The 23,291-nt window shown below is 61.3% G+C and carries 23 protein-coding genes; 22 read left to right on the top strand and 1 reads right to left on the bottom strand.

Annotation, left to right across the window (positions count from 1 at the left end; translation table 11 throughout):
- The first annotated feature begins 166 nt into the window (after window positions 1-166).
- The 21 genes from BW33_RS16085 to flhB all read left to right on the top strand — a co-directional run bounded on the left by BW33_RS16085 (window position 167) and on the right by flhB (window position 20,130).
- Window positions 167-1,642, top strand: coding sequence for a sigma-54 dependent transcriptional regulator (locus BW33_RS16085; RefSeq protein ID WP_003222863.1), 1,476 nt, complete (start codon window positions 167-169; stop codon window positions 1,640-1,642).
- 125 nt (window positions 1,643-1,767) lie between these two features.
- Complete coding sequence (locus BW33_RS16080; protein ID WP_177327496.1) at window positions 1,768-2,961, top strand: sensor histidine kinase; 1,194 nt, start codon at window positions 1,768-1,770, stop codon at window positions 2,959-2,961.
- 5 nt (window positions 2,962-2,966) lie between these two features.
- Window positions 2,967-4,358 carry a sigma-54-dependent transcriptional regulator gene (locus BW33_RS16075; RefSeq protein WP_047599983.1) on the top strand — a complete coding sequence of 464 codons (1,392 nt, stop codon included), beginning with the start codon at window positions 2,967-2,969 and terminating at the stop codon, window positions 4,356-4,358.
- 250 nt (window positions 4,359-4,608) lie between these two features.
- Window positions 4,609-4,938: a flagellar hook-basal body complex protein FliE gene (gene fliE, locus BW33_RS16070; protein WP_025111944.1), complete on the top strand. Its 330-nt coding sequence runs from the start codon at window positions 4,609-4,611 to the stop codon at window positions 4,936-4,938.
- Between the two features lie 15 nt (window positions 4,939-4,953).
- Window positions 4,954-6,741: a flagellar basal-body MS-ring/collar protein FliF gene (fliF, locus tag BW33_RS16065; RefSeq protein ID WP_047599982.1), complete on the top strand. Its 1,788-nt coding sequence runs from the start codon at window positions 4,954-4,956 to the stop codon at window positions 6,739-6,741.
- A complete protein-coding gene (fliG, locus tag BW33_RS16060; protein WP_007920042.1) occupies window positions 6,734-7,753 on the top strand; it encodes a flagellar motor switch protein FliG in 1,020 nt (339 codons plus the stop codon). Before fliF ends, fliG begins: the two co-directional genes overlap by 8 nt.
- 4 nt (window positions 7,754-7,757) lie before the next feature.
- Window positions 7,758-8,564, top strand: coding sequence for a flagellar assembly protein FliH (gene fliH, locus BW33_RS16055; RefSeq protein ID WP_047599981.1), 807 nt, complete (start codon window positions 7,758-7,760; stop codon window positions 8,562-8,564).
- A complete protein-coding gene (gene fliI, locus BW33_RS16050; protein ID WP_047599980.1) occupies window positions 8,554-9,912 on the top strand; it encodes a flagellar protein export ATPase FliI in 1,359 nt (452 codons plus the stop codon). Before fliH ends, fliI begins: the two co-directional genes overlap by 11 nt.
- Before the next feature lie 6 nt (window positions 9,913-9,918).
- Complete coding sequence (gene fliJ, locus BW33_RS16045; RefSeq protein WP_007966242.1) at window positions 9,919-10,368, top strand: flagellar export protein FliJ; 450 nt, start codon at window positions 9,919-9,921, stop codon at window positions 10,366-10,368.
- Window positions 10,369-10,526: 158 nt separating this feature from the next.
- Window positions 10,527-10,832: an STAS domain-containing protein gene (locus tag BW33_RS16040; RefSeq protein ID WP_047599979.1), complete on the top strand. Its 306-nt coding sequence runs from the start codon at window positions 10,527-10,529 to the stop codon at window positions 10,830-10,832.
- 5 nt (window positions 10,833-10,837) lie between these two features.
- Window positions 10,838-12,535 carry an ATP-binding SpoIIE family protein phosphatase gene (locus BW33_RS16035; RefSeq protein WP_047599978.1) on the top strand — a complete coding sequence of 566 codons (1,698 nt, stop codon included), beginning with the start codon at window positions 10,838-10,840 and terminating at the stop codon, window positions 12,533-12,535.
- Window positions 12,536-12,572: 37 nt separating this feature from the next.
- Window positions 12,573-12,920, top strand: a complete 348-nt coding sequence (locus BW33_RS16030) for an Hpt domain-containing protein (protein WP_047599977.1) — start codon at window positions 12,573-12,575, stop codon at window positions 12,918-12,920.
- Between the two features lie 105 nt (window positions 12,921-13,025).
- Window positions 13,026-14,420 carry a flagellar hook-length control protein FliK gene (locus BW33_RS16025; protein ID WP_047599976.1) on the top strand — a complete coding sequence of 465 codons (1,395 nt, stop codon included), beginning with the start codon at window positions 13,026-13,028 and terminating at the stop codon, window positions 14,418-14,420.
- A 304-nt stretch (window positions 14,421-14,724) separates the two neighbouring features.
- Window positions 14,725-15,228, top strand: a complete 504-nt coding sequence (gene fliL / locus BW33_RS16020; protein WP_047599975.1) for a flagellar basal body-associated protein FliL — start codon at window positions 14,725-14,727, stop codon at window positions 15,226-15,228.
- Window positions 15,229-15,237: 9 nt separating this feature from the next.
- Window positions 15,238-16,206 (top strand): flagellar motor switch protein FliM, encoded by a 969-nt coding sequence (gene fliM / locus BW33_RS16015; protein ID WP_003222890.1) that lies wholly within the window; start codon window positions 15,238-15,240, stop codon window positions 16,204-16,206.
- A gap of 56 nt (window positions 16,207-16,262) precedes the next feature.
- Entirely contained in the window at window positions 16,263-16,721 is a 459-nt protein-coding gene (gene fliN / locus BW33_RS16010; protein WP_003222891.1) for a flagellar motor switch protein FliN, read from the top strand.
- Complete coding sequence (fliO, locus tag BW33_RS16005) at window positions 16,722-17,174, top strand: flagellar biosynthetic protein FliO (protein WP_047599974.1); 453 nt, start codon at window positions 16,722-16,724, stop codon at window positions 17,172-17,174.
- Entirely contained in the window at window positions 17,174-17,932 is a 759-nt protein-coding gene (fliP, locus tag BW33_RS16000) for a flagellar type III secretion system pore protein FliP (protein ID WP_003222895.1), read from the top strand. Before fliO ends, fliP begins: the two co-directional genes overlap by 1 nt.
- Window positions 17,929-18,198 (top strand): flagellar biosynthesis protein FliQ, encoded by a 270-nt coding sequence (gene fliQ, locus BW33_RS15995; protein WP_007920026.1) that lies wholly within the window; start codon window positions 17,929-17,931, stop codon window positions 18,196-18,198. The genes fliP and fliQ overlap by 4 nt, the downstream gene beginning before the upstream one ends.
- 3 nt (window positions 18,199-18,201) lie before the next feature.
- Window positions 18,202-18,987 carry a flagellar biosynthetic protein FliR gene (gene fliR / locus BW33_RS15990; protein WP_047599973.1) on the top strand — a complete coding sequence of 262 codons (786 nt, stop codon included), beginning with the start codon at window positions 18,202-18,204 and terminating at the stop codon, window positions 18,985-18,987.
- Between the two features lie 3 nt (window positions 18,988-18,990).
- Window positions 18,991-20,130: a flagellar biosynthesis protein FlhB gene (flhB, locus tag BW33_RS15985; protein ID WP_047599972.1), complete on the top strand. Its 1,140-nt coding sequence runs from the start codon at window positions 18,991-18,993 to the stop codon at window positions 20,128-20,130.
- Between the two features lie 143 nt (window positions 20,131-20,273).
- Here the strand turns inward: flhB and BW33_RS15980 are convergent, their stop codons facing one another.
- Window positions 20,274-20,633, bottom strand: coding sequence for a DUF6124 family protein (locus BW33_RS15980; RefSeq protein WP_047599971.1), 360 nt, complete (start codon window positions 20,631-20,633; stop codon window positions 20,274-20,276).
- 523 nt (window positions 20,634-21,156) lie between these two features.
- Between BW33_RS15980 and flhA the strand changes: the two genes are divergently transcribed.
- Window positions 21,157-23,286: a flagellar biosynthesis protein FlhA gene (gene flhA, locus BW33_RS15975; RefSeq protein WP_047599970.1), complete on the top strand. Its 2,130-nt coding sequence runs from the start codon at window positions 21,157-21,159 to the stop codon at window positions 23,284-23,286.
- Window positions 23,287-23,291: the final 5 nt, after the last annotated feature.

Here is a 23,291-nt window from a genome sequence, read left to right as displayed (position 1 = left end):
CCCAGTTAATCCAGACATGTGCGCCATAAATTTGACTGTGCACGGTTTTTTGACTTAACTAGTGGCTGTTTTCAGATTTCAGGCGTCTACAGGCACAAGGTGTCCTGCAAGCGTCTCGCTTGCCCCATTTTTCGGGCATTGAGTTGACTAGGGAAGTTGCTATTGCATGTGGCGTGAAACCAAAATTCTGCTGATCGATGACGATAGCGTCCGCCGCCGCGACCTGGCGGTGATTTTAAATTTTCTCGGCGAAGAAAATTTACCCTGCGGCAGCCATGACTGGCAGCAGGCTGTCGGCTCTTTGTCATCGAGTCGTGAAGTCATCTGTGTACTGATCGGGACGGTAAATGCTCCGGGTGCACTTTTGGGCTTGTTAAAGACACTCTCGACATGGGATGAGTTCCTTCCGGTTTTGCTGATGGGCGATAATTCTTCCGTCGACCTGCCGGAAGACCAGCGCCGCCGTGTGCTTTCGACCCTGGAAATGCCGCCCAGCTACAGCAAGCTGCTCGACTCCCTGCACCGTGCCCAGGTCTATCGCGAGATGTACGACCAGGCCCGCGAGCGCGGCCGTCATCGCGAACCCAACCTGTTCCGCAGCCTCGTCGGCACCAGCCGGGCGATTCAGCACGTCCGTCAGATGATGCAGCAAGTGGCCGATACCGACGCCAGCGTGTTGATCCTCGGCGAGTCCGGCACCGGCAAGGAAGTGGTTGCGCGCAACCTGCATTACCATTCCAAGCGTCGCGATGCGCCATTTGTGCCAGTCAACTGCGGGGCGATCCCGGCCGAGCTGCTGGAAAGCGAACTGTTCGGCCACGAGAAGGGCGCCTTCACCGGAGCGATCACCAGCCGTGCCGGACGTTTCGAACTGGCCAACGGCGGTACGCTGTTCCTTGATGAGATCGGCGACATGCCGCTGCCGATGCAGGTCAAGCTGCTGCGCGTCCTGCAGGAGCGCACCTTCGAGCGCGTGGGCAGCAACAAGACCCAGAGCGTCGACGTGCGCATCATTGCCGCGACCCACAAGAATCTCGAAAGCATGATCGAGATCGGCACCTTCCGCGAAGACCTCTACTATCGCCTGAACGTGTTCCCGATCGAGATGGCGCCGCTGCGTGAGCGCGTCGAAGACATCCCGCTGTTGATGAACGAACTGATCTCGCGCATGGAGCACGAAAAGCGCGGTTCGATCCGTTTCAATTCGGCAGCGATCATGTCGCTGTGCCGTCACGGCTGGCCGGGCAACGTCCGTGAGCTGGCCAACCTGGTGGAACGCATGGCGATCATGCATCCGTACGGGGTGATCGGCGTGGTCGAGTTGCCGAAGAAATTCCGCTACGTCGACGACGAAGACGAGCAGATGGTCGACAGTCTGCGCAGCGATCTCGAAGAGCGCGTGGCGATCAACGGTCATACGCCGGACTTCACCGCCAACGCGATGCTGCCGCCGGAAGGCCTGGACCTCAAGGACTATCTCGGTGGTCTGGAGCAGGGCCTGATCCAGCAGGCGCTGGACGACGCCAATGGCATTGTGGCGCGTGCCGCCGAACGCCTGCGTATTCGACGCACCACGCTGGTGGAGAAGATGCGCAAGTACGGCATGAGCCGGCGCGAAGGTGACGAACAGGCGGATGATTGACGCCTGTTTTTCAACTCCCTCATTTATAAGCAGTTTTTTTTAGGCACGGGTATTGCTACATCCCTCGCAACGTTCCGTTTAACTGACGGTCAGCCAAGCGAGAGAACACAATGCCCCACGCCCAGATGTCATCTGCCTCCAATGCCGAGGGGCAACCGTCGTCCGTAGAGCAGACGAGCCGCCTGGGTCTTGAGCAGGCGTTCGCGCTGTTCAATCAGATGTCCAGCCAGTTGACCGACTCCTACAGCATGCTTGAAGCCCGGGTCACCGAACTCAAGGGCGAGCTGGCTGTGGTCAGTGCCCAGCGCATGCAGGAGCTGGCAGAAAAAGAACGCTTGGCCAATCGCCTGCAAAACCTCCTTGATCTGTTGCCCGGTGGCGTCATCGTGATTGACGGCCACGGCATGGTCCGCGAAGCCAATCCGGCGGCGATCGACCTGTTGGGGCTGCCGCTGGAAGGCGAGTTGTGGCGCCACGTCATCGCGCGTTGCTTCGCCCCGCGTGAAGACGACGGTCATGAAATCTCCTTGAAAAACGGTCGACGCCTGTCGATCGCCACCCGCTCGCTGGATGCCGAGCCGGGCCAGTTGGTGTTGCTCAACGACCTGACAGAAACCCGCCATCTTCAAGATCAACTGGCGCGCCATGAGCGCCTGTCGTCGCTGGGACGGATGGTCGCCTCGCTGGCCCATCAGATCCGCACGCCACTGTCCGCCGCGTTGCTTTACGCCAGCCATTTGACTGAGCAGGAATTGCCCGTCGCCACCCAGCAGCGCTTCGCCGGCCGCCTCAAAGAGCGCCTGCATGAGCTGGAACATCAGGTGCGCGACATGCTGGTGTTCGCACGTGGCGAGCTGCCGCTGACCGACCGGATCACCCCGAATACTCTGATGCAGGCGCTGCAAGCGGCGGCGCTGACTCATGTGCAGGATTTGCCCATTCGTTGGCAGTGCGACAGCCATGCAGGCGAACTGTTGTGCAACCGCGACACCTTGGTCGGGGCGATTCTCAATCTGATCGAAAACGCGATTCAGGCCAGCGATGGCAGCGTGCGCCTGAAAGTGCATTGCTACACCCGCGACAACAGCCTGCGCCTGTGCGTCAGCGACAGCGGCAGCGGCATTGATCCGGTGGTGCTCGAGCGTCTCGGTGAGCCATTTTTTACTACCAAAGTGACCGGCACCGGTCTTGGCCTGACCGTGGTCAAGGCTGTGGCCCGGGCACATCAGGGAGAATTGCAGCTGCGTTCGCGAGTCGGGCGCGGCACGTGCGCGCAGGTGATCCTGCCGCTGTTTTCCGCTGTACAGGGAGCTGAGTAAACGTCATGGGCATCAAGGTTTTACTGGTCGAGGATGACCGCTCGTTGCGCGAAGCGCTGGCCGATACGCTGTTGCTGGCGGGCCACGACTACCATGCGGTCGGCAGCGCCGAAGAGGCGTTGCAGGCGGTCGAGCGCGAAGCGTTCAGTCTGGTGGTCAGCGACGTCAACATGCCCGGTATGGATGGCCATCAACTGCTCGGTTTGCTGCGTGCGCGGCAGCCGCAATTACCGGTGCTGCTGATGACTGCGCACGGCGCGGTCGAGCGTGCAGTCGATGCGATGCGTCAGGGCGCGGCGGATTATCTGGTCAAGCCGTTCGAGCCCAAGGCTCTGCTGGACCTGGTGTCGCGGCATGCTCTGGGTTGCATCAATGTGACGGAGGGTGAAGGTCCGGTGGCGGTCGAGCCAGCCAGTGCACAGTTGCTCGAACTGGCGGCGCGGGTGGCGCGTAGCGATTCCACGGTGCTGATCTCCGGTGAGTCCGGCACCGGCAAGGAAGTGCTGGCGCGCTACATTCACCAGCAATCCCATCGCGCCAGCCAGCCGTTCATTGCGATCAACTGCGCGGCGATTCCCGACAACATGCTCGAAGCCACCCTGTTCGGGCACGAGAAGGGCTCGTTCACCGGCGCCATTGCGGCGCAGGTCGGCAAGTTCGAACAGGCCGATGGCGGCACTATTCTGCTCGATGAGATTTCCGAAATGCCCCTGGGTCTGCAAGCCAAGTTGTTGCGGGTGCTGCAGGAGCGTGAAGTCGAGCGCGTCGGTGCGCGCAAGCCGATCAGCCTGGATATTCGCGTGGTCGCCACCACCAACCGTGATCTGGCCGGCGAAGTGGCGGCAGGGCGTTTTCGTGAAGACCTTTTTTACCGTCTGTCGGTTTTCCCCCTGGCCTGGCGTCCACTTCGCGAGCGCACTGCCGATATCTTGCCGCTGGCCGAGCGGTTGCTGAACAAGCACGTCAATAAAATGAAGCATGCGGCGGCGATACTTTCGCCAGAAGCCCAGGCTTGCCTGACCCACTACCCGTGGCCGGGCAACGTGCGTGAGCTGGATAACGCGATTCAACGGGCGCTGATTCTGCAGCAGGGCGGTTTGATCCAGCCGCAGGATTTCTGTCTGACCGGCGCGGTGACGTTTACTGCAGCGCCGGCGATCGCGCCAGTGCAACCGCTGGTGCGCGAGATCGAAGTCGAGGCCGAATCCGCCGGTGCGCTGGGCGATGACCTGCGGCGCCGGGAGTTTCAGATGATCATCGACACCCTGCGCACCGAGCGTGGCCGCCGCAAGGAAGCCGCGGAAAAACTCGGTATCAGCCCGCGTACCCTGCGTTACAAGCTGGCGCAGATGCGTGATGCCGGGATGGACGTCGAAGGCTATCTGTTCGCTACCTGAAACTCGCTGCGAACAAAGTGGGAGCGAGCCTGCTCGCGAAGAGGGCGTGTCATTCGAAGCCTATGTGCCTGACACGGCGCCTTCACGAGCAGGCTCGCTCTCACAGTTGTTTTGCAGTGCTTGTAGTTGAGCCGCAGCCTCTGGCCGCTTTTATGAAACAAGACCAGCCGAGCTGGCACCCTTGTTGCTAATACCTGTGTACCCGCCGAGTGAGTGTCAAAAAATTGCGGGCCGCCCAAGAGAGTAGACCATGAGCCAAGGTATTGAATTTAATCGGTTGATGATGGACATGAAGGCCATGAAAATGGACGCCATGGCCACGCCGAAATCGACTGCCGCCGTCCCTGAACTGGCAGGCAGCAGCTTTTCCGACATGCTCGGTCAGGCCATCAACAAAGTCAGCGATACCCAGCAGGCGTCGACTCAGTTGGCCAACGCATTTGAAATCGGCAAGAGCGGCGTCGATCTGACGGACGTGATGGTCGCCTCGCAGAAAGCCAGCGTGTCGTTCCAGGCTCTGACCCAGGTGCGCAATAAACTGGTTCAGGCTTATCAAGACATCATGCAGATGCCGGTTTAAGGACGAGATTGAGTCATGGCAGAAGCAGTCGCCGATAACGTTCCGGCCAAGGCCACCCCGATAGACGGCAAACCGCCGCTGTTCGGCCTGTCCTTCCTGGAAAACCTCTCCGAGATGACCATGCTGCGTCAGGTGGGCCTGTTGGTCGGCCTGGCTGCGAGCGTGGCGATTGGCTTTGCCGTGGTGCTGTGGTCGCAGCAGCCGGATTACCGTCCGTTGTACGGCAGCCTTGCCGGCATGGACGCCAAGCAGGTCATGGACACCCTGGCCTCCGCCGACATCCCTTACACCGTCGAGCCGAACTCCGGCGCCTTGCTGGTCAAGGCTGACGACCTGTCCCGTGCGCGGATGAAACTCGCGGCTGCTGGTGTCACTCCCAGCGACGGCAACATCGGTTTCGAAATCCTCGACAAGGAACAAGGTCTGGGCACCAGCCAGTTCATGGAAGCGACGCGCTACCGTCGCGGCCTCGAAGGCGAACTGGCGCGCACCATCTCCAGCCTGAACAACGTCAAGGGCGCCCGCGTGCACCTGGCGATTCCGAAGAGCTCGGTGTTCGTGCGTGATGAACGCAAGCCAAGCGCTTCGGTACTGGTCGAGTTGTACTCCGGGCGTTCACTGGAACCGGGTCAGGTGGTCGCGATCATCAACCTGGTGGCGACCTCCGTGCCTGAACTGAGCAAATCGCAGATCACCGTCGTCGATCAGAAGGGCAACCTGCTCTCCGATCAGGCGGAAAACTCCGAAATGACCATGGCCGGCAAGCAGTTCGATTACAGCCGCCGCATGGAAAGCATGCTTACCCAGCGCGTCCACAACATTCTGCAGCCGGTACTGGGCAACGATCGCTACAAGGCCGAAGTCTCGGCCGACATCGATTTCAGTGCCGTCGAATCGACTGCCGAGCAGTTCAACCCGGACCAACCGGCGTTGCGCAGCGAGCAGTCGGTTAACGAGCAACGCACCGCCAGCAATGGCCCGCAAGGTGTGCCGGGTGCCCTGAGCAACCAGCCTCCGGCGCCAGCCTCGGCACCGCAAACCACCGGTGGCGCCGCAGCGCCGGCCGGCATGATTCAACCCGGTCAACCTCTGGTGGATGCCAACGGTCAGCAGATCATGGATCCGGCCACCGGCCAGCCGATGCTCGCGCCGTACCCGGCAGACAAGCGTCAACAATCCACCAAGAACTTCGAGCTCGACCGTTCCATCAGCCACACCAAACAGCAGCAGGGTCGCCTGAATCGTCTGTCGGTGTCGGTGGTGGTCGACGATCAGGTCAAGGTCAATGCGGCCAACGGTGAAACCACCCGCGCGCCGTGGAGCGCCGATGAATTGGCGCGCTTCACCCGTCTGGTGCAGGACGCGGTCGGCTTCGATGCCAGCCGTGGCGACAGCGTCAGCGTGATCAACATGCCGTTCTCCGCCGAACGCGGTGAAGTGGTTGCCGATATTCCGTTCTACTCCCAGCCATGGTTCTGGGACATCGTCAAACAAGTGCTGGGTGTGTTGTTCATCCTGGTGCTGGTGTTTGGTGTGCTGCGTCCGGTGTTGAACAACATCACCGGCGGCGGCAAAGGCAAGGAGCTGGCCGGTCTGGGCAGCGACGTGGAACTCGGTGGCATGGGCGGCCTGGACGGCGACCTGGCCAACGACCGCGTAAGCCTCGGTGGTCCGCAGAGCATTCTGTTGCCGAGCCCGAGTGAGGGTTACGACGCACAACTGAATGCAATCAAGAGCTTGGTGGCCGAGGATCCGGGTCGCGTGGCTCAGGTCGTGAAAGAGTGGATTAACGCAGATGAGTGATAACCGAGCCGCAACCGTCAAACTGAACAAGGTCGACAAAGCCGCGATTCTGCTGCTGTCCCTAGGTTCGACCGATGCCGCGCAAGTGCTGCGCCACATGGGCCCGAAAGAGGTTCAGCGGGTCGGTGTGGCCATGGCCCAGATGGGCAACGTCCATCGCGAGCAGGTCGAGCAGGTCATGAGCGAGTTCGTCGACATCGTCGGCGACCAGACCAGTCTCGGCGTCGGCTCCGACGACTACGTGCGCAAAATGCTTACCCAGGCGCTGGGTGAAGACAAGGCCAACGGCCTGATCGACCGCATCCTGCTCGGTGGCAACACCAGCGGCCTCGACAGCCTGAAATGGATGGAGCCGCGCGCCGTTGCCGACGTGATCCGTTACGAACACCCGCAGATCCAGGCGATCGTGGTTGCGTACCTCGACCCGGATCAGGCCGGTGAAGTGCTCGGCAACTTCGACCACAAGGTGCGTCTGGACATCATCCTGCGCGTCTCGTCGTTGAACACCGTGCAACCGGCGGCGCTGAAAGAGCTGAACCAGATTCTCGAGAAGCAGTTCTCCGGCAACTCGAACGCCTCGCGCACCACTCTGGGTGGCATCAAGCGTGCGGCGGACATCATGAACTTCCTCGACAGCTCGATCGAAGGCCAGCTCATGGACTCGATCCGCGAAGTCGACGAAGACCTGTCCGGTCAGATCGAAGACCTCATGTTCGTGTTCAACAACCTGGCCGACGTCGACGACCGCGGCATCCAGGCGCTGTTGCGCGAAGTGTCCTCCGACGTGCTGGTGCTGGCCCTCAAGGGTTCGGACGAAGGTGTCAAAGAGAAGATCTTCAAGAACATGTCCAAGCGCGCGGCCGAACTGTTGCGCGACGACCTCGAGGCCAAAGGCCCGGTGCGCGTCAGCGACGTGGAAACGGCGCAGAAAGAAATCCTCACCATTGCCCGTCGCATGGCCGAAGCCGGCGAAATCGTGCTCGGTGGCAAGGGCGGCGAGGAAATGATCTAAGCCCATGGACAAGCATGACGAGTCAGTGACGGATCTGATCCGCGCCCGCGATGTCCGAGGTTTCGAATCCTGGGCGCTGCCCAGCTTCGATCCGCCGAAACCGGAACCCGAGCCGGAACCGGAGCCCGAACCGCCGGAAATGGAAGAAGTGCCGCTGGAAGAAGTCCAGCCGCTGACTCTGGAAGAACTCGAAAGCATCCGTCAGGAGGCTTACAACGAGGGCTTTGGCATCGGCGAAAAAGAGGGTTTTCACAGCGCCACGCTCAAGGTGCGTCAGGAAGCCGAAGTGGCGCTGGCGGCGAAACTCGCCAGCCTCGAGCAACTGATGACCCACCTGTTCGAGCCGATTGCCGAGCAGGACACGCAGATCGAAAAGTCGCTGGTCGACCTCGTGCAACACGTCACCAGACAGGTGATCAAGCGCGAGCTGGCCATCGATTCCAGCCAGATCGAACAGGTCATGCGCGACGCGCTCAAGCTACTGCCGTTGGGCGTGGAAAACGTGCGTCTGTACGTCAATCCGCAGGACTTCGAGCAGGCCAAGGCCTTGCGCGAACGTCATGAGGAATCCTGGCGCATCGTCGAAGACGACTCGTTGCTGCCGGGCGGTTGCCGGGTTGAAACCGAACACAGCCGCATCGACGCCAGCATCGAGACTCGCGTGACCCAGGTCATGGCCAAACTGTTCGACCAGTTGCACGAACAGGCTCTGCACCCGGCTGCGCCGGATCTGAGTCTGGACATTCCTGAAGAAAGCCAACTGGCGGCTGCGCCTGAAGAGCCGCTTGCGGACGCCCCCGATGCGCCTTGAACGCACCAGTTTCGCCAAGCGCCTCAGCACCTATGCCGAAGCCACTGAAATCGCCGGCGCGCCGATTCTCGAAGGCCGCCTGCTGCGCATGGTCGGTCTCACCCTCGAAGCCGAAGGCCTGCGCGCCGCCATGGGCACGCGCTGCCTGGTCATCAATGACGACAGCTATCACCCGTCCCAGGTGGAAGCGGAAGTCATGGGCTTCTCAGGCAGTAAAGTATTCCTGATGCCGGTTGGCAGCGTTGCCGGTATTGCCCCGGGCGCCCGTGTGGTGCCGCTGGCTGAAACCGGGCGCCTGCCGATGGGCATGAGCATGCTCGGTCGCGTACTCGACGGCGCCGGACGCGCGCTGGACGGCAAGGGCGGGATGAAGGCTGAAGACTGGGTGCCGATGGACGGCCCGACGATCAACCCGCTCAACCGTGACCCGATCCACGAACCGCTGGACGTCGGCATCCGTTGCATCAACGGTTTGCTGACGGTCGGGCGCGGTCAGCGTCTGGGCCTGTTCGCCGGTACCGGTGTCGGTAAATCGGTGCTGTTGGGCATGATGACCCGCTTCACCGAGGCCGACATTATCGTCGTCGGTCTGATCGGTGAGCGGGGTCGAGAAGTTAAAGAGTTCATCGAGCACATCCTCGGTGAAGAAGGCCTCAAGCGTTCCGTGGTGGTCGCCTCGCCGGCGGACGATGCGCCGCTGATGCGTCTGCGTGCGGCGATGTACTGCACGCGGATCGCCGAGTATTTCCGCGACAAGGGCAAGAACGTCCTGTTGCTGATGGATTCGCTGACTCGTTTCGCCCAGGCCCAGCGGGAAATCGCTCTGGCCATCGGCGAGCCGCCAGCGACCAAGGGCTATCCGCCCTCGGTGTTCGCCAAACTGCCGAAACTGGTGGAGCGCGCCGGTAATGCGGAGAAGGGCGGTGGTTCGATCACCGCGTTCTACACCGTGTTGTCCGAAGGTGATGACCAGCAGGACCCGATTGCCGACTCGGCGCGGGGCGTGCTCGACGGCCACATCGTGTTGTCCCGGCGTCTGGCCGAGGAAGGGCACTACCCGGCCATCGACATCGAAGCGTCGATCAGCCGGGTGATGCCGGCCGTGGTCTCGGCGGAACACATGCAGCGCGCGCAGTACTTCAAGCAGTTGTGGTCGCGCTATCAGCAGAGCCGCGATCTGATCAGCGTCGGCGCTTACGTCGCCGGTGGCGACCGCGAGACCGATCTGGCGATCTCGCTGCAACCGCAACTGACCCGCTACCAGCGGCAGGGGCTGAACGACAAGATCAACATGGGCGAGAGCCAGGCTTACCTCGAAACCCTGTTCGCGCCTGCGGCGGGTGGGTAACCGGCCATGGCCGTGAGCCGAGCTGCGCGTCTGGCACCGGTGGTCGAGATGGCCGAACAGGCCGAGAAAACCGCCGTGCAGCGCCTGGGTTACTTTCAGGGCCAGGTCAAAGTGGCCGAAAGCAAGCTCGCCGACCTCGACGCCTTTCGTCTGGATTATCAGGAGCAGTGGATCGTGCGCGGCAGCGACGGGGTTTCCGGGCAATGGCTGCTGGGGTATCACGGCTTTCTGGCGCAACTGGACACCGCGATCGACCAGCAGCGGCAAAGCCTGGTCTGGCACCAGAACAACCTGATCAAGGCGCGGGACGCCTGGCAGGAGGCGTTTGCCAAGGTCGAAGGCTTGCGCAAACTGGTGCAGCGCTACCGCGAAGAGGCGCAACGCCTCGAAGACAAGCGTGAGCAGAAGCTGCTGGACGAGTTGTCGCAGCGCTTGCCGCGGCACGATCCTTTCTAAAACCAGGTCAAGAGATCGCAGCGTTCGGTAGCTCCTGCAGGTGATCGGTGTAGGAGCTGCGGTACGCTGCGATCTTTTGACTTTGCTCTGCACCTTGCCCCAACCCTGTCCAAGTGCTAAACCTTGTACACGTTCGTCAATGACAAGGAAGCCAGTCAATGTCAGTCGTTACAGAAGTCTCTCAGGATGGTCAAAAACTGACGATTTCGGTCAAGGGGCGGTTCGATTTTGGACGCCATCAGGAGTTTCGCGAGGCCTATGAGCGGGTTGATAAAAAGCCCGGGTCCATTGTGGTAGACCTCAAGGACGCCACCTACCTCGACAGCTCCGCGCTGGGCATGCTGCTCCTGCTGCGCGATCACGCCGGTGGTGATGATTCGGACGTACGGGTGGTCAACAGCAACTCCGACGTGCGCAAGATTCTCGCCATCTCCAACTTCGACAAACTCTTCGACATCAGTTGACGGCCATGCAGGCGCAAGAGCCGCTGACGATCCTGATCGCCGAAGACAGTGCCGCCGACCGGCTACTGCTGTCGACCATCGTCCGGCGGCAGGGGCATGAAGTACTGACGGCGACCAATGGCGCCGAAGCGCTGGAGGTGTTTCGGCGTCAGGCACCGCATCTGGTGCTGATGGACGCGATGATGCCGGTGATGGACGGCTTCGAAGCGGCGCGGCAGATCAAGGCACTGGCCGGGGAAACCCTGGTGCCGATCATCTTCCTGACCTCACTGACCGAAAGTGAAGCCCTTGCCCGTTGTCTGGAGGCAGGTGGTGACGACTTTCTGGCGAAGCCCTACAACCAGGTGATCCTCGCCGCCAAAATCAAGGCGATGGATCGCTTGCGCCGCTTGCAGGCCACGGTGCTGCAACAGCGCGACCTGATCGCCAAACATCACGATTACCTGCTCAATGAACAGCGCGTGGCCAAAGCGGTGTTCGACAAGGTGGCCCATTCCGGTTGCCTGAGTGCGCCGAATATTCGTTATCTGCAATCACCCTATGCACTGTTCAACGGCGACCTGCTGCTGGCGGCCTATACCCCGGCTGGCGACATGCATGTGCTGCTCGGTGATTTCACCGGCCACGGCTTGCCGGCGGCGGTGGGAGCAATGCCACTGGCCGAAGTGTTTTACGGCATGACCGCCAAGGGCTACGGCCTGGCCGAAACCCTGCGCGAGATGAATGCCAAGCTCAAGCGCATCCTGCCGGTGGACATGTTCTGCTGCGCGACCATGCTTTGCCTGAGCTTTCAGCGGCGTACCGTGGAGGTGTGGAACGGCGGCATGCCCGACGGTTATCTGCACCGGATCGCCACGGGCGAACGAGTGCCGCTGCCTGCACGGCATTTGCCGTTGGGGGTGCTCAACCCGCAGGCGTTTGACGATCGCACCGAAGTGCAGGCCATGACGGTCGGGGATCGAGTGTTCCTGCTGTCGGACGGCGTGATCGACACCACTGACGCCGATGACCGGTTGTTTGGTGTCGAGCGTTTGCAGCAACTGTTCGCCGCCAACCATGAGCCGGACAACCTGTTCGCCGAGATCGCGCAGGCCTTGCACGCATTTCGCGGCGAGCCCCGCGACGATGTCAGCATGGTCGAGGTCAGCCTGCTTGAGGCGGCGCATGTCGTGCCGCCGGCGCCGGTGTATTCCGACAGCGGCCAGTCGAGCCCGCTGGACTGGTCGGTGAGCTTCGAGTTTCGTGGGGCTACGCTCAAACGCTTCAATCCTTTGCCGTATCTGCTGCAATTGTTGCTGGAAGTACACGGCTTGCGCACTCAGGGCGGGGCGATCTACAGCGTGCTCGCCGAGTTGTACTCCAATGCGCTGGAGCATGGCGTGCTGGGTCTCGATTCCAGCCTCAAGCGCGATGCGGCCGGCTTCGCTCGCTACTATGAGATGCGCAACGAGCGGCTGGAAGCCTTGCAGGACGGTTACGTGCGCGTGCATCTGCAGATCAAGCCGCAAGGTGCCGGGGGCTGCCTGGTCATCCGCGTCGAGGACAGCGGCAAGGGGTTTGACGTCGCGCGCGTGATGGAGCGGCCGCTGGACGGCGTCCGTCTGTCGGGGCGCGGGGTCAGTCTGATCCGCCAGTTAGGGCATAACGCCAGTTGGTCGGACGAAGGTCGCAGTGCTTGCGTGGAGTTTTTCTGGGAGGGTTGAGGCATAATTCGCGGATTCTTGATCAAGGAGTGAACAAGTGACTGACACACATATTGATCGCGAGGCGCTGAGCGTACTGCGCGAAGTCATGGAGGAGGGTTATCCGGAGCTTCTGGATACCTTTCTGGCAGATTCCGAAATTCGCTTGGCTGAGCTGCAGAAAACGGCGGATACCAAGGCTTTGTCTGAAGTCGCCCATAGCTTTAAAGGCAGCGCCAGCAATATGGGCGCCGTTCGCCTGGCCGAGCTTTGCAGGGAATTGGAATCGGGCGCCAAAGACAAGAGCCCGGAGGAAATCGTCAAACTGGTCGCTGAGATCAGCGTTGAATTCGCCGAAGTTCGCCCGGTTTACGAAAACGAAAAACACCACGCGCACATGCATTGATCCTGCCGTCCGGCGCTTTTCGCAAGCGCCGGACAAAACTGGCCCGACACTTGCAATAATCCCCGTCAACTGTACCTACGATCCCAGTGCAGCGGAGACCGTGTCATGCCTGCGACCCCCAATGTTCTTCTTCAATCTGCCGCCCAGGCCAAGGCGCAAGCCGCTGCTGCCAAAACGCCGGTCATGGCCGCAGACACCGGGGACAAGGCCTCAAGCTTCGCTCAGGTGTTCGCCGACCAAGGCCCGAAAAAATCTCTTCCGGGCTCTGACAGTTCGTTGAAACCGGCGCGCGACAAGGTTGCCGACAACAGCGACAAGAAAGATCTCGGCAAGGACAAGTCTGCCGCCACGCAACAGACCGTTGCCGATAGCGGCAATGCCTTGCCTGCCGACAAGACTGCTTCGACCACCTCTGATGATCAGGCAGCCGCTGACAAGGCCGCCGCCGATGCGGCCGCTGACAGCGCGCAGACCCCAGTGGCGGACACCCCCCCGGTGGATCCGGCGCTGGATCCGGCCCTGGCGCAAACCGTGCAACCGCTGGTGACCGCGCCGGTGGTGGCTGCGCCAGTCGCTGCAACACCGGAGCCGGTCAAGGCCGAAACACCGGTCGTGGCCGCAACCGTCGCGCCAGCCGTGGTCAAAGATCCGGCGGCATCGACCGATAGCGCGTTTGACCCGGCGGCCGATCCACTCGACTCGTTGCCGGCGCTGCGCATGGCGATGGAGCAGGGCGGGCACATTTCCGCCAGCAGCCAGGCCCAACCCAAAGCTACACCGGCCCAGGCTCAGGCCGACGGTGAATTGACTGCGGCACAGAACTTCGCTGCCGGCATGGCCAGCATGCTCGACGTGCAGGCCGACAAGGACAGCACCAGTCAGAATGGCGAAAAAGCCTTCAGCGGCCTGATCGACGATGGCCTGAAAGATCTGAAAGCGGCCACCAGCGATACCCGTGTCGATGATTTCGCCAACCGTCTGGCGGCGCTGACTCAGGCAGCCACACCCAAAACCGCGAACGCGGTGCCGGTGAATCAGCCGATCGCCATGCATCAGAGCGGCTGGACCGAAGAAATCGTCAACCGTGTCATGTACCTGTCCAGCGCCAATCTGAAGGCGGCGGATATTCAATTGCAGCCGGCAGAACTCGGGCGTCTGGATATTCGGGTGAACATGGTTCCGGACCAGCAGACCCAAGTGACCTTCATGAGCGCGCACCCAAGCGTGCGCGAAGAGCTCGACGGTCAGATGCATCGTCTGCGTGACATGTTCACCCAGCAGGGTATGGGCCAGGTCGACGTCAATGTCTCCGACCAGAGCCGTGGCTGGCAGGGTCAGCAGGGTCAGGAGCAGGCGCAGCAGGGCCAGAGCGGCCGCACCAGCGCCGCAGGTGGACGTCTGGATTCGGCGGAAGAAGAGCTGACGCCGGCGGCGGTGGCTGAAGCCGCTGCGCAAGCCACCAGCGTCATTGGCAGCAGCGCCGTCGACTATTACGCCTGAGCAAGCGCTGATCACCCTAGTGGGAGCGAGCCTGCTCGCGAAAGCGCTATAACAGTCGACTTCAATGTTGATTGTTAAATCGTCTTCGCGAGCAGGCTCGCTCCCACATTGGTTTTGTGGTGCTTTCTATTGCAGCCTTCGGCAGGGTGTACACCTCCCCTTGTAGGAGCTGCCGAAGGCTGCGATCTTTTGCTTTTGGCTCGCTCTGATTTCCTCCCGGCCCTATCGCCGACACTTCTGGCATAACACTTGCTCTTGCCTTGCCGTGCGACTGTGAAAACCCGATTAGTGACGGATTATTGGCATGGCGAAGAGCGAAGCAGCAGCTGTAAAAGACCCCGCGACCAAAGGCAAACTCAAGATGATCATCCTGATCGTGGTGGCTCTGCTGCTGGCGATCGGTGTGTCCGTGGGCGCGACCTGGTACTTCATGCACAGTGCTCAGAGCAAGCCTGCCGCAGCGGCCGAGGCCGCGCCGGTCGGCAAGCAACCGGCGATTTTCGAGCCGATGGCGCCGGCGTTTGTCGCCAACTACAACCAGAACGGCCGTCAGCGCTACATGCAGGTGAGCATCACCATGCTGGCGCGTAACCAGGCCGATCTGGAAGCGCTCAAAGTGCACATGCCGGTGATCCGCAACAACCTGGTGATGCTCTTCTCCGGTCAGGATTTCGCCACGCTGGCGACCCCGGTCGGGCAGGAGATGTTGCGCCAGAAGGCTACAGCCAGCGTCCAGGAAGTGGCGCAGAAAGAGCTGGGCAAAGTGGTGATCGAACAGTTGCTTTTCACTAATTTCGTACTGCAGTAGGAACACGACATGGCCGTGCAGGATCTGCTGTCCCAGGATGAAATCGACGCGCTGTTGCATGGCGTCGACGATGGTCTGGTACAGACCGATAACGCTGCCGAACCCGGCAGTGTCAAAAGCTACGACCTGACCAGCCAGGATCGCATCGTCCGTGGACGCATGCCGACTCTGGAAATGATCAACGAGCGTTTTGCCCGTTACACCCGCATCAGCATGTTCAACATGCTGCGCCGCTCGGCGGACGTTGCCGTCGGTGGCGTGCAGGTGATGAAGTTCGGCGAGTACGTGCACTCGCTGTACGTGCCGACCAGCCTCAATCTGGTCAAGATCAAACCGTTGCGCGGCACCGCGCTGTTCATCCTCGACGCCAAACTGGTGTTCAAGCTGGTGGACAACTTCTTCGGCGGCGACGGCCGTCACGCCAAGATCGAGGGGCGTGAATTCACCCCGACCGAACTGCGTGTGGTGCGCATGGTGCTGGAGCAGGCCTTCGTCGATCTGAAGGAAGCCTGGCAGGCGATCATGGAAGTCAATTTCGAGTACATCAACTCGGAAGTGAACCCGGCCATGGCCAACATCGTCGGCCCGAGCGAAGCGATCGTGGTCTCTACCTTCCACATCGAACTCGACGGCGGTGGCGGCGACCTGCACGTGACCATGCCGTACTCGATGATCGAGCCTGTGCGCGAAATGCTCGACGCCGGTTTCCAGTCGGACCTCGACGATCAGGACGAGCGCTGGGTCAACGCCCTGCGTCAGGACGTGCTCGATGTCGATGTGCCGATCGGCGCCACCGTGGCCCGCCGCCAGTTGAAGCTGCGCGACATCCTGCACATGCAGCCGGGGGATGTGATCCCGGTCGAGATGCCGGAAGACATGATCATGCGCGCCAACGGCGTACCGGCCTTCAAGGTCAAGATGGGCTCGCACAAAGGCAACCTCGCGTTGCAGGTTATCGAGCCGATCGAGCGTCGCTGAAGCGCCGCTCTCACCCCCACGCATTTAACTGAATTGTTGCCCGCCGAGGACAAATGATGAACGACGAAATGAACGCCCAGGACGATCAGGCACTGGCCGACGAATGGGCTGCGGCCCTGGAAGAGACCGGTGATGGCAGCCAGGCCGACATCGACGCGCTGCTGGCCGCCGACGCTGGCGCTGCAAGCTCCAACCGTCTGCCGATGGAAGAGTTCGGCAGCGTGCCGAAAAACAACGATCCGGTGACCCTGGACGGTCCGAACCTGGACGTGATCCTCGACATTCCGGTGTCGATCTCGATGGAAGTGGGCAGCACCGACATCAACATCCGCAACCTGCTGCAACTGAACCAGGGCTCGGTGATCGAGCTCGATCGTCTGGCCGGCGAGCCGCTGGACGTACTGGTCAACGGCACCCTGATCGCGCACGGCGAAGTGGTGGTGGTCAACGAGAAGTTCGGCATCCGCCTGACCGACGTGATCAGCCCAAGCGAACGCATCAAGAAGCTGCGCTGAGTGAAACGGTTTCTCTGGGCATTGCTGGCACTGCCATTGAGCGTGCTGGCCGCCGAGCCGTCGACGGCGACTGCCGTGCCTGCTGCCACCGCGCCGATGGTCAACAGCGGCGTGGCCGGGCAACTGACGCAACTGGTGTTCGGTCTGTTGCTGGTGCTGGGCTTGATCTTCTTCCTCGCCTGGCTGCTGCGCCGGGTGCAGCAGGCCGGACCGGCCGGCAAGGGGCAGGTGATCGAGCTGATCGGCTCCCGCGCACTCGGTCCGCGTGACCGCTTGATGCTGGTGCAGGTCGGCAACGAGCAGATTCTGTTGGGCTTGAGCCCCGGCACCATCACGGCGCTGCACGTGCTCAAGGAGCCGGTGCAAGTGCCGAGCAGCAGCGAAAAAGCGACCCCGGAATTTGCCCAGCATCTGCTGAAGATTCTCGGCAAGGATCAGAAGGATAAGAAGTAATGGGTGCGCTACGCATCGTCTTGACGCTGGCCCTGATGCTGGCCGCGCCGCTGGCGTTCGCCGCCGATCCGTTGTCGATCCCGGCGATCACGCTGGGCACCAACGCCGACGGCGCGCAGGAGTATTCGGTCAGCCTGCAGATCCTGCTGATCATGACCGCCCTGAGCTTCATTCCGGCGGCCGTGATCCTGATGACCAGTTTCACCCGGATCATCATCGTCTTCTCGATTCTGCGTCAGGCCCTCGGTCTGCAGCAGACGCCGTCGAACCAGATCCTCACCGGCATGGCGCTGTTCCTCACCATGTTCATCATGGCCCCGGTGTTCGATCGGGTGAACAACGATGCGCTGCAGCCGTATCTGGCGGAAAAACTCACCGCCCAGCAAGCGGTGGAAAAGGCCCAGGTGCCGATCAAGGACTTCATGCTCGCCCAGACCCGCACCAGCGATCTGGAGCTGTTCATGCGCTTGTCCAAGCGCACTGATATTGCCACCCCGGATCAGGCGCCGCTGACCATTCTGGTACCGGCCTTCGTGACGTCCGAGTTGAAGACCGCCTTCCAGATCGGTTTCATGATCTTCATTCCGTTTCTGATCATCGACCTGGTCGTGGCCAGTGTGCTGATGGCGATGGGGATGATGATGCTCTCGCCGCTGATCATTTCGCTGCCGTTCAAGATCATGCTGTTCGTACTGGTGGATGGCTGGGCGCTGATCATCGGCACCTTGGCCAGTAGCTTCGGAGGTGTTTCGCCATGACGCCGGAAGTGGCGGTCGATATCTTTCGTGAAGCGCTGTGGCTGACCACCTTGATGGTCGCGATCCTGGTGGTGCCGAGCCTGTTGGTCGGTTTGCTGGTGGCGATGTTTCAGGCGGCGACGCAGATCAACGAACAGACCCTGAGCTTCCTGCCGCGTCTGCTGGTGATGCTGGTGACCCTGATCGTCGCCGGCCCGTGGATCGTGCAGACGTTCATGGAATACATCATTCAGCTGTACAAAAACATTCCGATGGTCATCGGCTAAGCCATGCAGTCGCTGCTTCAGCTGACCGACACCCAGATCAGTACCTGGGTGGCGTCGTTCATGTTGCCACTGTTTCGCGTCGCCTCGATGCTGATGGTCATGCCGGTGTTCGGCACCACGCTGGTGTCGCGGCGGATACGCCTGTATTTCGCCGTGGCCATTACCGTGTGCATTGCGCCGAGCCTGCCGCCGATGCCAGCGGTCAGCCCGCTGGACCTGAGTGGCCTGTTGCTGATTGCCGAGCAGATTCTGGTCGGTGCGGTGCTGGGGTTTTCCCTGCAACTGTTTTTTCAGGCGTTTGCCGTGGCCGGGCAGATTGTCGCGATCCAGATGGGCATGGGTTTCGCCTCGATGGTTGACCCGGCCAATGGCGTCTCGGTGGCGGTGATCGGCCAGTTCTTCACCATGCTGGTGACCTTGCTGTTCCTGTCGATGAACGGCCACCTGGTGGTATTCGAAGTGCTCACCGAGAGCTTCACCACGCTGCCGGTCGGCGGCGGGTTGATGACGGCGCAATACTGGGAGCTGGCCGGCAAACTCGGCTGGGTCCTCGGGGCGGCGTTGTTGCTGGTGCTGCCGGCAGTCACTGCGCTGCTGGTGGTCAACATCGCGTTCGGCGTGATGACCCGCGCCGCGCCGCAACTGAACATTTTCTCCATCGGTTTCCCGCTGACCCTGGTGCTCGGCCTGTTCATTGTCTGGGTCGGGTTGGCGGACATTCTCAATCAGTATCAGCCGCTGGCCAGCGAGGCCTTGCAACTGTTACGCGAACTGGCACGGGCGCGCTGAGTCATGGCAGAGAGCGAAAGCGGTCAGGACAAAACAGAAGACCCCACGGACAAACGGAAAAAGGACTCTCGTGAGAAGGGCGAGATTGCCCGGTCCAAGGAGCTCAACACCCTCGCCGTGATGATGGCCGGTGCCGGTGCGCTGCTGGTGTTCGGTGGCATGCTGGCCGAAGACCTGATGGAGCTGATGCGCCTGAACTTCACCCTCTCGCGCGAAGCGATCATGGATCAGGGGGCCATGGGCAGGTTCCTGTTGCAGTCGGGCCAGATGGCGCTGTTGGCGATCCAGCCGATCATGATCACCCTGTTGCTGGCGGCGCTGATCGGGCCGATCTCTCTCGGTGGCTGGCTGTTTACCGCCGGCTCCATGGCGCCCAAATTCAGCCGGATGAACCCGGCCTCGGGCTTGAAGCGGATGTTTTCGTTCAAGGCAGTGGTCGAACTGCTCAAGGCGCTGGCCAAGTTTCTGATCACCCTGGGGGTGGCGTTGGTCGTGTTGTCGGCGGACGTCGATGATTTGTTGCGTATCGCCCACGAGCCGCTCGAAATGGCGATCATTCACAGCGTCACGCTGGTCGGCTGGAGTACGTTGTGGCTGGCCTGCGGCCTGATCATCATCGCTGCCGTCGATGTGCCGGTGCAGCTCTGGGAAGCGCACAAGAAACTGCTGATGACCAAGCAGGAAGTGCGCGACGAGCACAAGGATCAGGAAGGCCGGCCGGAGGTCAAGCAGCGCATCCGACAGACCCAGCGCGAGATGTCGCAGCGGCGGATGATGGCCGCGATTCCCGACGCCGATGTGGTCATCACCAACCCGACCCACTACGCCGTCGCGCTCAAGTACGACTCGGAGAAGGGCGGCGCGCCGGTTCTGTTGGCCAAGGGCAGCGACTTCCTCGCACTGAAGATCCGCGAAATCGCCGTTGCCAACAACGTCATGCTCCTTGAGTCACCGGGGCTGGCGCGTTCGATCTATTACTCCACCGAGCTGGAGCAGGAAATCCCCGGCGGCCTGTACCTGGCGGTCGCCCAGGTGCTGGCCTACGTCTACCAGATCCGCCAGTACCGCGCCGGCAAGGGCAAACGCCCGGACCCACTCAAGGACGACCTGCCGATCCCGCCGGATCTGCGTCGCGATTCCTGAGCCCGCCGATAAAAAACGCCGCCCCGAACACAGATACCTCCCTGTAGGAGCTGCCGCAGGCTGCGATCTTTTGATCTTGATCTTAAAAACAAGATCAAAAGATCGCAGCCTGCGGCAGCTCCTACAGAGGTCAGAGAAGCTTTCTACTGCGGCAATTGCAGGTTATCCAGCGCCCGATTCACCGCCAGCTCGCCGAGCATGATCAGTTGCGCGATGCCCAGCAGCGTCCTGCGCTGCGATGCCGGTATGAGGTGGGCGAAGTCATTGGCGATGGTTCTGGCTGACGCGAGTGTTTCGCAGGCATCGGCCAGCAGTTCCTCGTTTTTGAAGTCTGCGGTCACGGCGTACATCGAGCGGGTTTTACGTTGAATCGCAGTCGCGCCGGGCGGACAGAGGTAGTGGTCGAGGGCGCGGTCGGCCGCTTCGTGGAGCTTTTTCGAGTCGAGGGATTCGTAGGGGGAGGTGGCGTCGGTTTCGGGTGGGTTTGGCGTTGGTTTGATCATCGGTAAAGCTCCTAGAGTCGACGGAGCTGCCACATTTCGCTGCGATACGAAAGGGAGGTGGCAGCTATACGCGGGTCGCAGACCGGGACTCTAGAACCGGCAGACCCAAAGGTCTCCCACGTACAGCCGCCATAAAACGGGACGGAAGTTGTGCGTCTAGAAATCAGCGGGCTGCGAGACCCGATCGCTGATTCGTCAGCGACCGATCCACAATAGAGCCCGACCCCAAGGCGCACAAGCCGGCGGATTCTGGCGTAGCTGTAGGCAATGGCGCAAGGATATGTAGCCTGCAAGGCGTGTCTTGAGGTGTCTTTTAAACACTTGGGTTTAAAGACGTCGCGATTCCTTGATTACGCAAAATCAAAAGATCGCAGCCTGCGGCAGCTCCTACAGGGATCGGTGTAGGAGCTGCCGCAGGCTGCGATCTTTTTGGTCTGCGCAAAAGTTGGAAGGCTTCTTGCAGTAGCCGCCGTGCGCCTGCTTTGGGCGTCAAAAGTTTGCTTTAAAGGAACGGGGAAAACCGGTGGATCGCTCTCAGTTATTCAACACTGCTCGCTCGAATGTTGCCGACCTCAGTCGAGGCAATCTGGGCGTGCCGTTGTTGCTGCTGGTCATGTTGGCAATGATGATGTTGCCGATTCCGCCGTTCCTGCTCGACGTGTTCTTCACCTTCAACATTGCCCTGTCGATTGTCGTCCTGCTGGTCTGCGTGTACGCGCTGCGGCCGCTGGATTTCGCGGTGTTCCCGACCATTCTGCTGGTGGCGACGCTGCTGCGGCTGGCGTTGAACGTGGCCTCGACGCGGGTGGTGATGCTCCACGGTCAGGACGGCCACGCCGCTGCCGGCAAGGTGATCCAGGCCTTCGGTGAAGTGGTGATCGGCGGTAACTACGTGGTCGGTATCGTGGTGTTTGCGATTCTGATGATCATCAACTTCGTCGTGGTGACCAAGGGTGCCGGGCGGATTTCCGAGGTGAGCGCGCGCTTCACCCTCGATGCGATGCCCGGCAAGCAAATGGCGATCGACGCCGACCTCAACGCCGGTCTGATCGACCAGAATCAGGCCAAGGCGCGCCGTCAGGAAGTCGCACAAGAGGCCGAGTTCTACGGTTCGATGGACGGTGCCAGCAAGTTCGTCCGGGGTGACGCCATCGCCGGCCTGCTGATCCTGTTCATCAACCTCATCGGCGGTATGGCTGTCGGTATCTTCCAGCACAACATGACCTTCGCCGACGCGGGCAAGGTGTACGCCTTGCTGACCATCGGTGACGGTTTGGTGGCGCAATTGCCATCACTGTTGTTATCGACAGCGGCAGCGATCATGGTGACCCGTGCTTCCGGTTCGGAAGACATGGGCAAACAGATCAACCGGCAGATGTTCGCCTCGCCAAAAGCCTTGGCGGTGGCTGCTGGTCTGATGGCAGTCATGGGCCTCGTCCCGGGGATGCCGCACTTCTCGTTCCTGAGCATGGCCGCGCTGGCTGCCGGTGGCGCCTACCTGTTCTGGAAAAAGCAGAACGTCGCCAAGGTGCAGGCGCTGCAAGAGGTCCAGCGTCAGCAGGAGCTGCTGCCGTCGCCGGCCCGCGCCATGGAAACCAAGGAGCTGGGCTGGGATGACGTGACGCCGATCGACATGATCGGTCTGGAAGTCGGTTACCGCCTGATCCCGCTGGTGGATCGCAACCAGGGCGGGCAGTTGCTGGCGCGGATCAAGGGCGTGCGCAAGAAGCTCTCGCAGGATCTGGGCTTCCTGATGCCGACCGTGCACATTCGCGACAACCTCGACCTGGCGCCGAGCGCCTATCGCCTGACCCTGATGGGGGTGATCCTGGCCGAAGCCGAGATCTACCCGGATCGCGAGCTGGCGATCAATCCGGGGCAGGTCTACGGCACGCTCAACGGTATTACCGCCAAAGATCCGGCTTTCGGCCTGGAGGCGGTGTGGATCGAAGTCAGCCAGCGTGCGCAGGCACAATCGCTTGGTTACACCGTGGTCGACGCCAGTACCGTGGTCGCGACCCACTTGAACCAGATTCTGTACAAGCACTCCAGCGAGCTGATCGGCCACGAGGAAGTGCAGCAACTCATGCAATTGCTGGCCAAAAGCTCGCCGAAACTGGCTGAAGAGCTGGTGCCGGGTGTGGTGTCGCTGTCGCAGTTGCTCAAAGTGTTGCAGGCGCTGCTGGCCGAACACGTGCCGGTGCGCGATATCCGCAGCATTGCCGAGGCTATCGCCAACAACGCCGCCAAGAGTCAAGATACCGCCGCCTTGGTGGCCGCAGTACGCGTCGGCGTATCCCGCGCCATCGTCCAAAGCATTGTAGGCACTGACTCCGAGCTGCCTGTGATCACCCTGGAACCAAGGTTGGAACAAATATTGCTCAATAGTCTGCAGAAGGCAGGACAAGGCTCTGAAGAGGGCGTTCTGCTGGAGCCAAGCATGGCCGAGAAGCTGCAGCGTTCGCTTATCGAAGCGGCGCAGCGCCAGGAAATGCAAGGTCAGCCGGTGATCCTGTTGGTAGCAGGCCCGATCCGCGCGATGCTCTCGCGTTTCGGTCGCCTCGCAGTCCCGGGGCTGCACGTGCTGGCCTACCAGGAAATTCCGGACAACAAGCAAGTGACCATCGTTGCGACAGTAGGGCCCAACGGCTGAGGTAG

The organism is Pseudomonas sp. RIT288, from assembly GCF_000631985.1.
Classification (GTDB): domain Bacteria; phylum Pseudomonadota; class Gammaproteobacteria; order Pseudomonadales; family Pseudomonadaceae; genus Aquipseudomonas.
The sequence above is the reverse complement of the archived record's forward strand: the minus strand, read 5'-3'. Positions and strand labels throughout refer to the sequence as shown.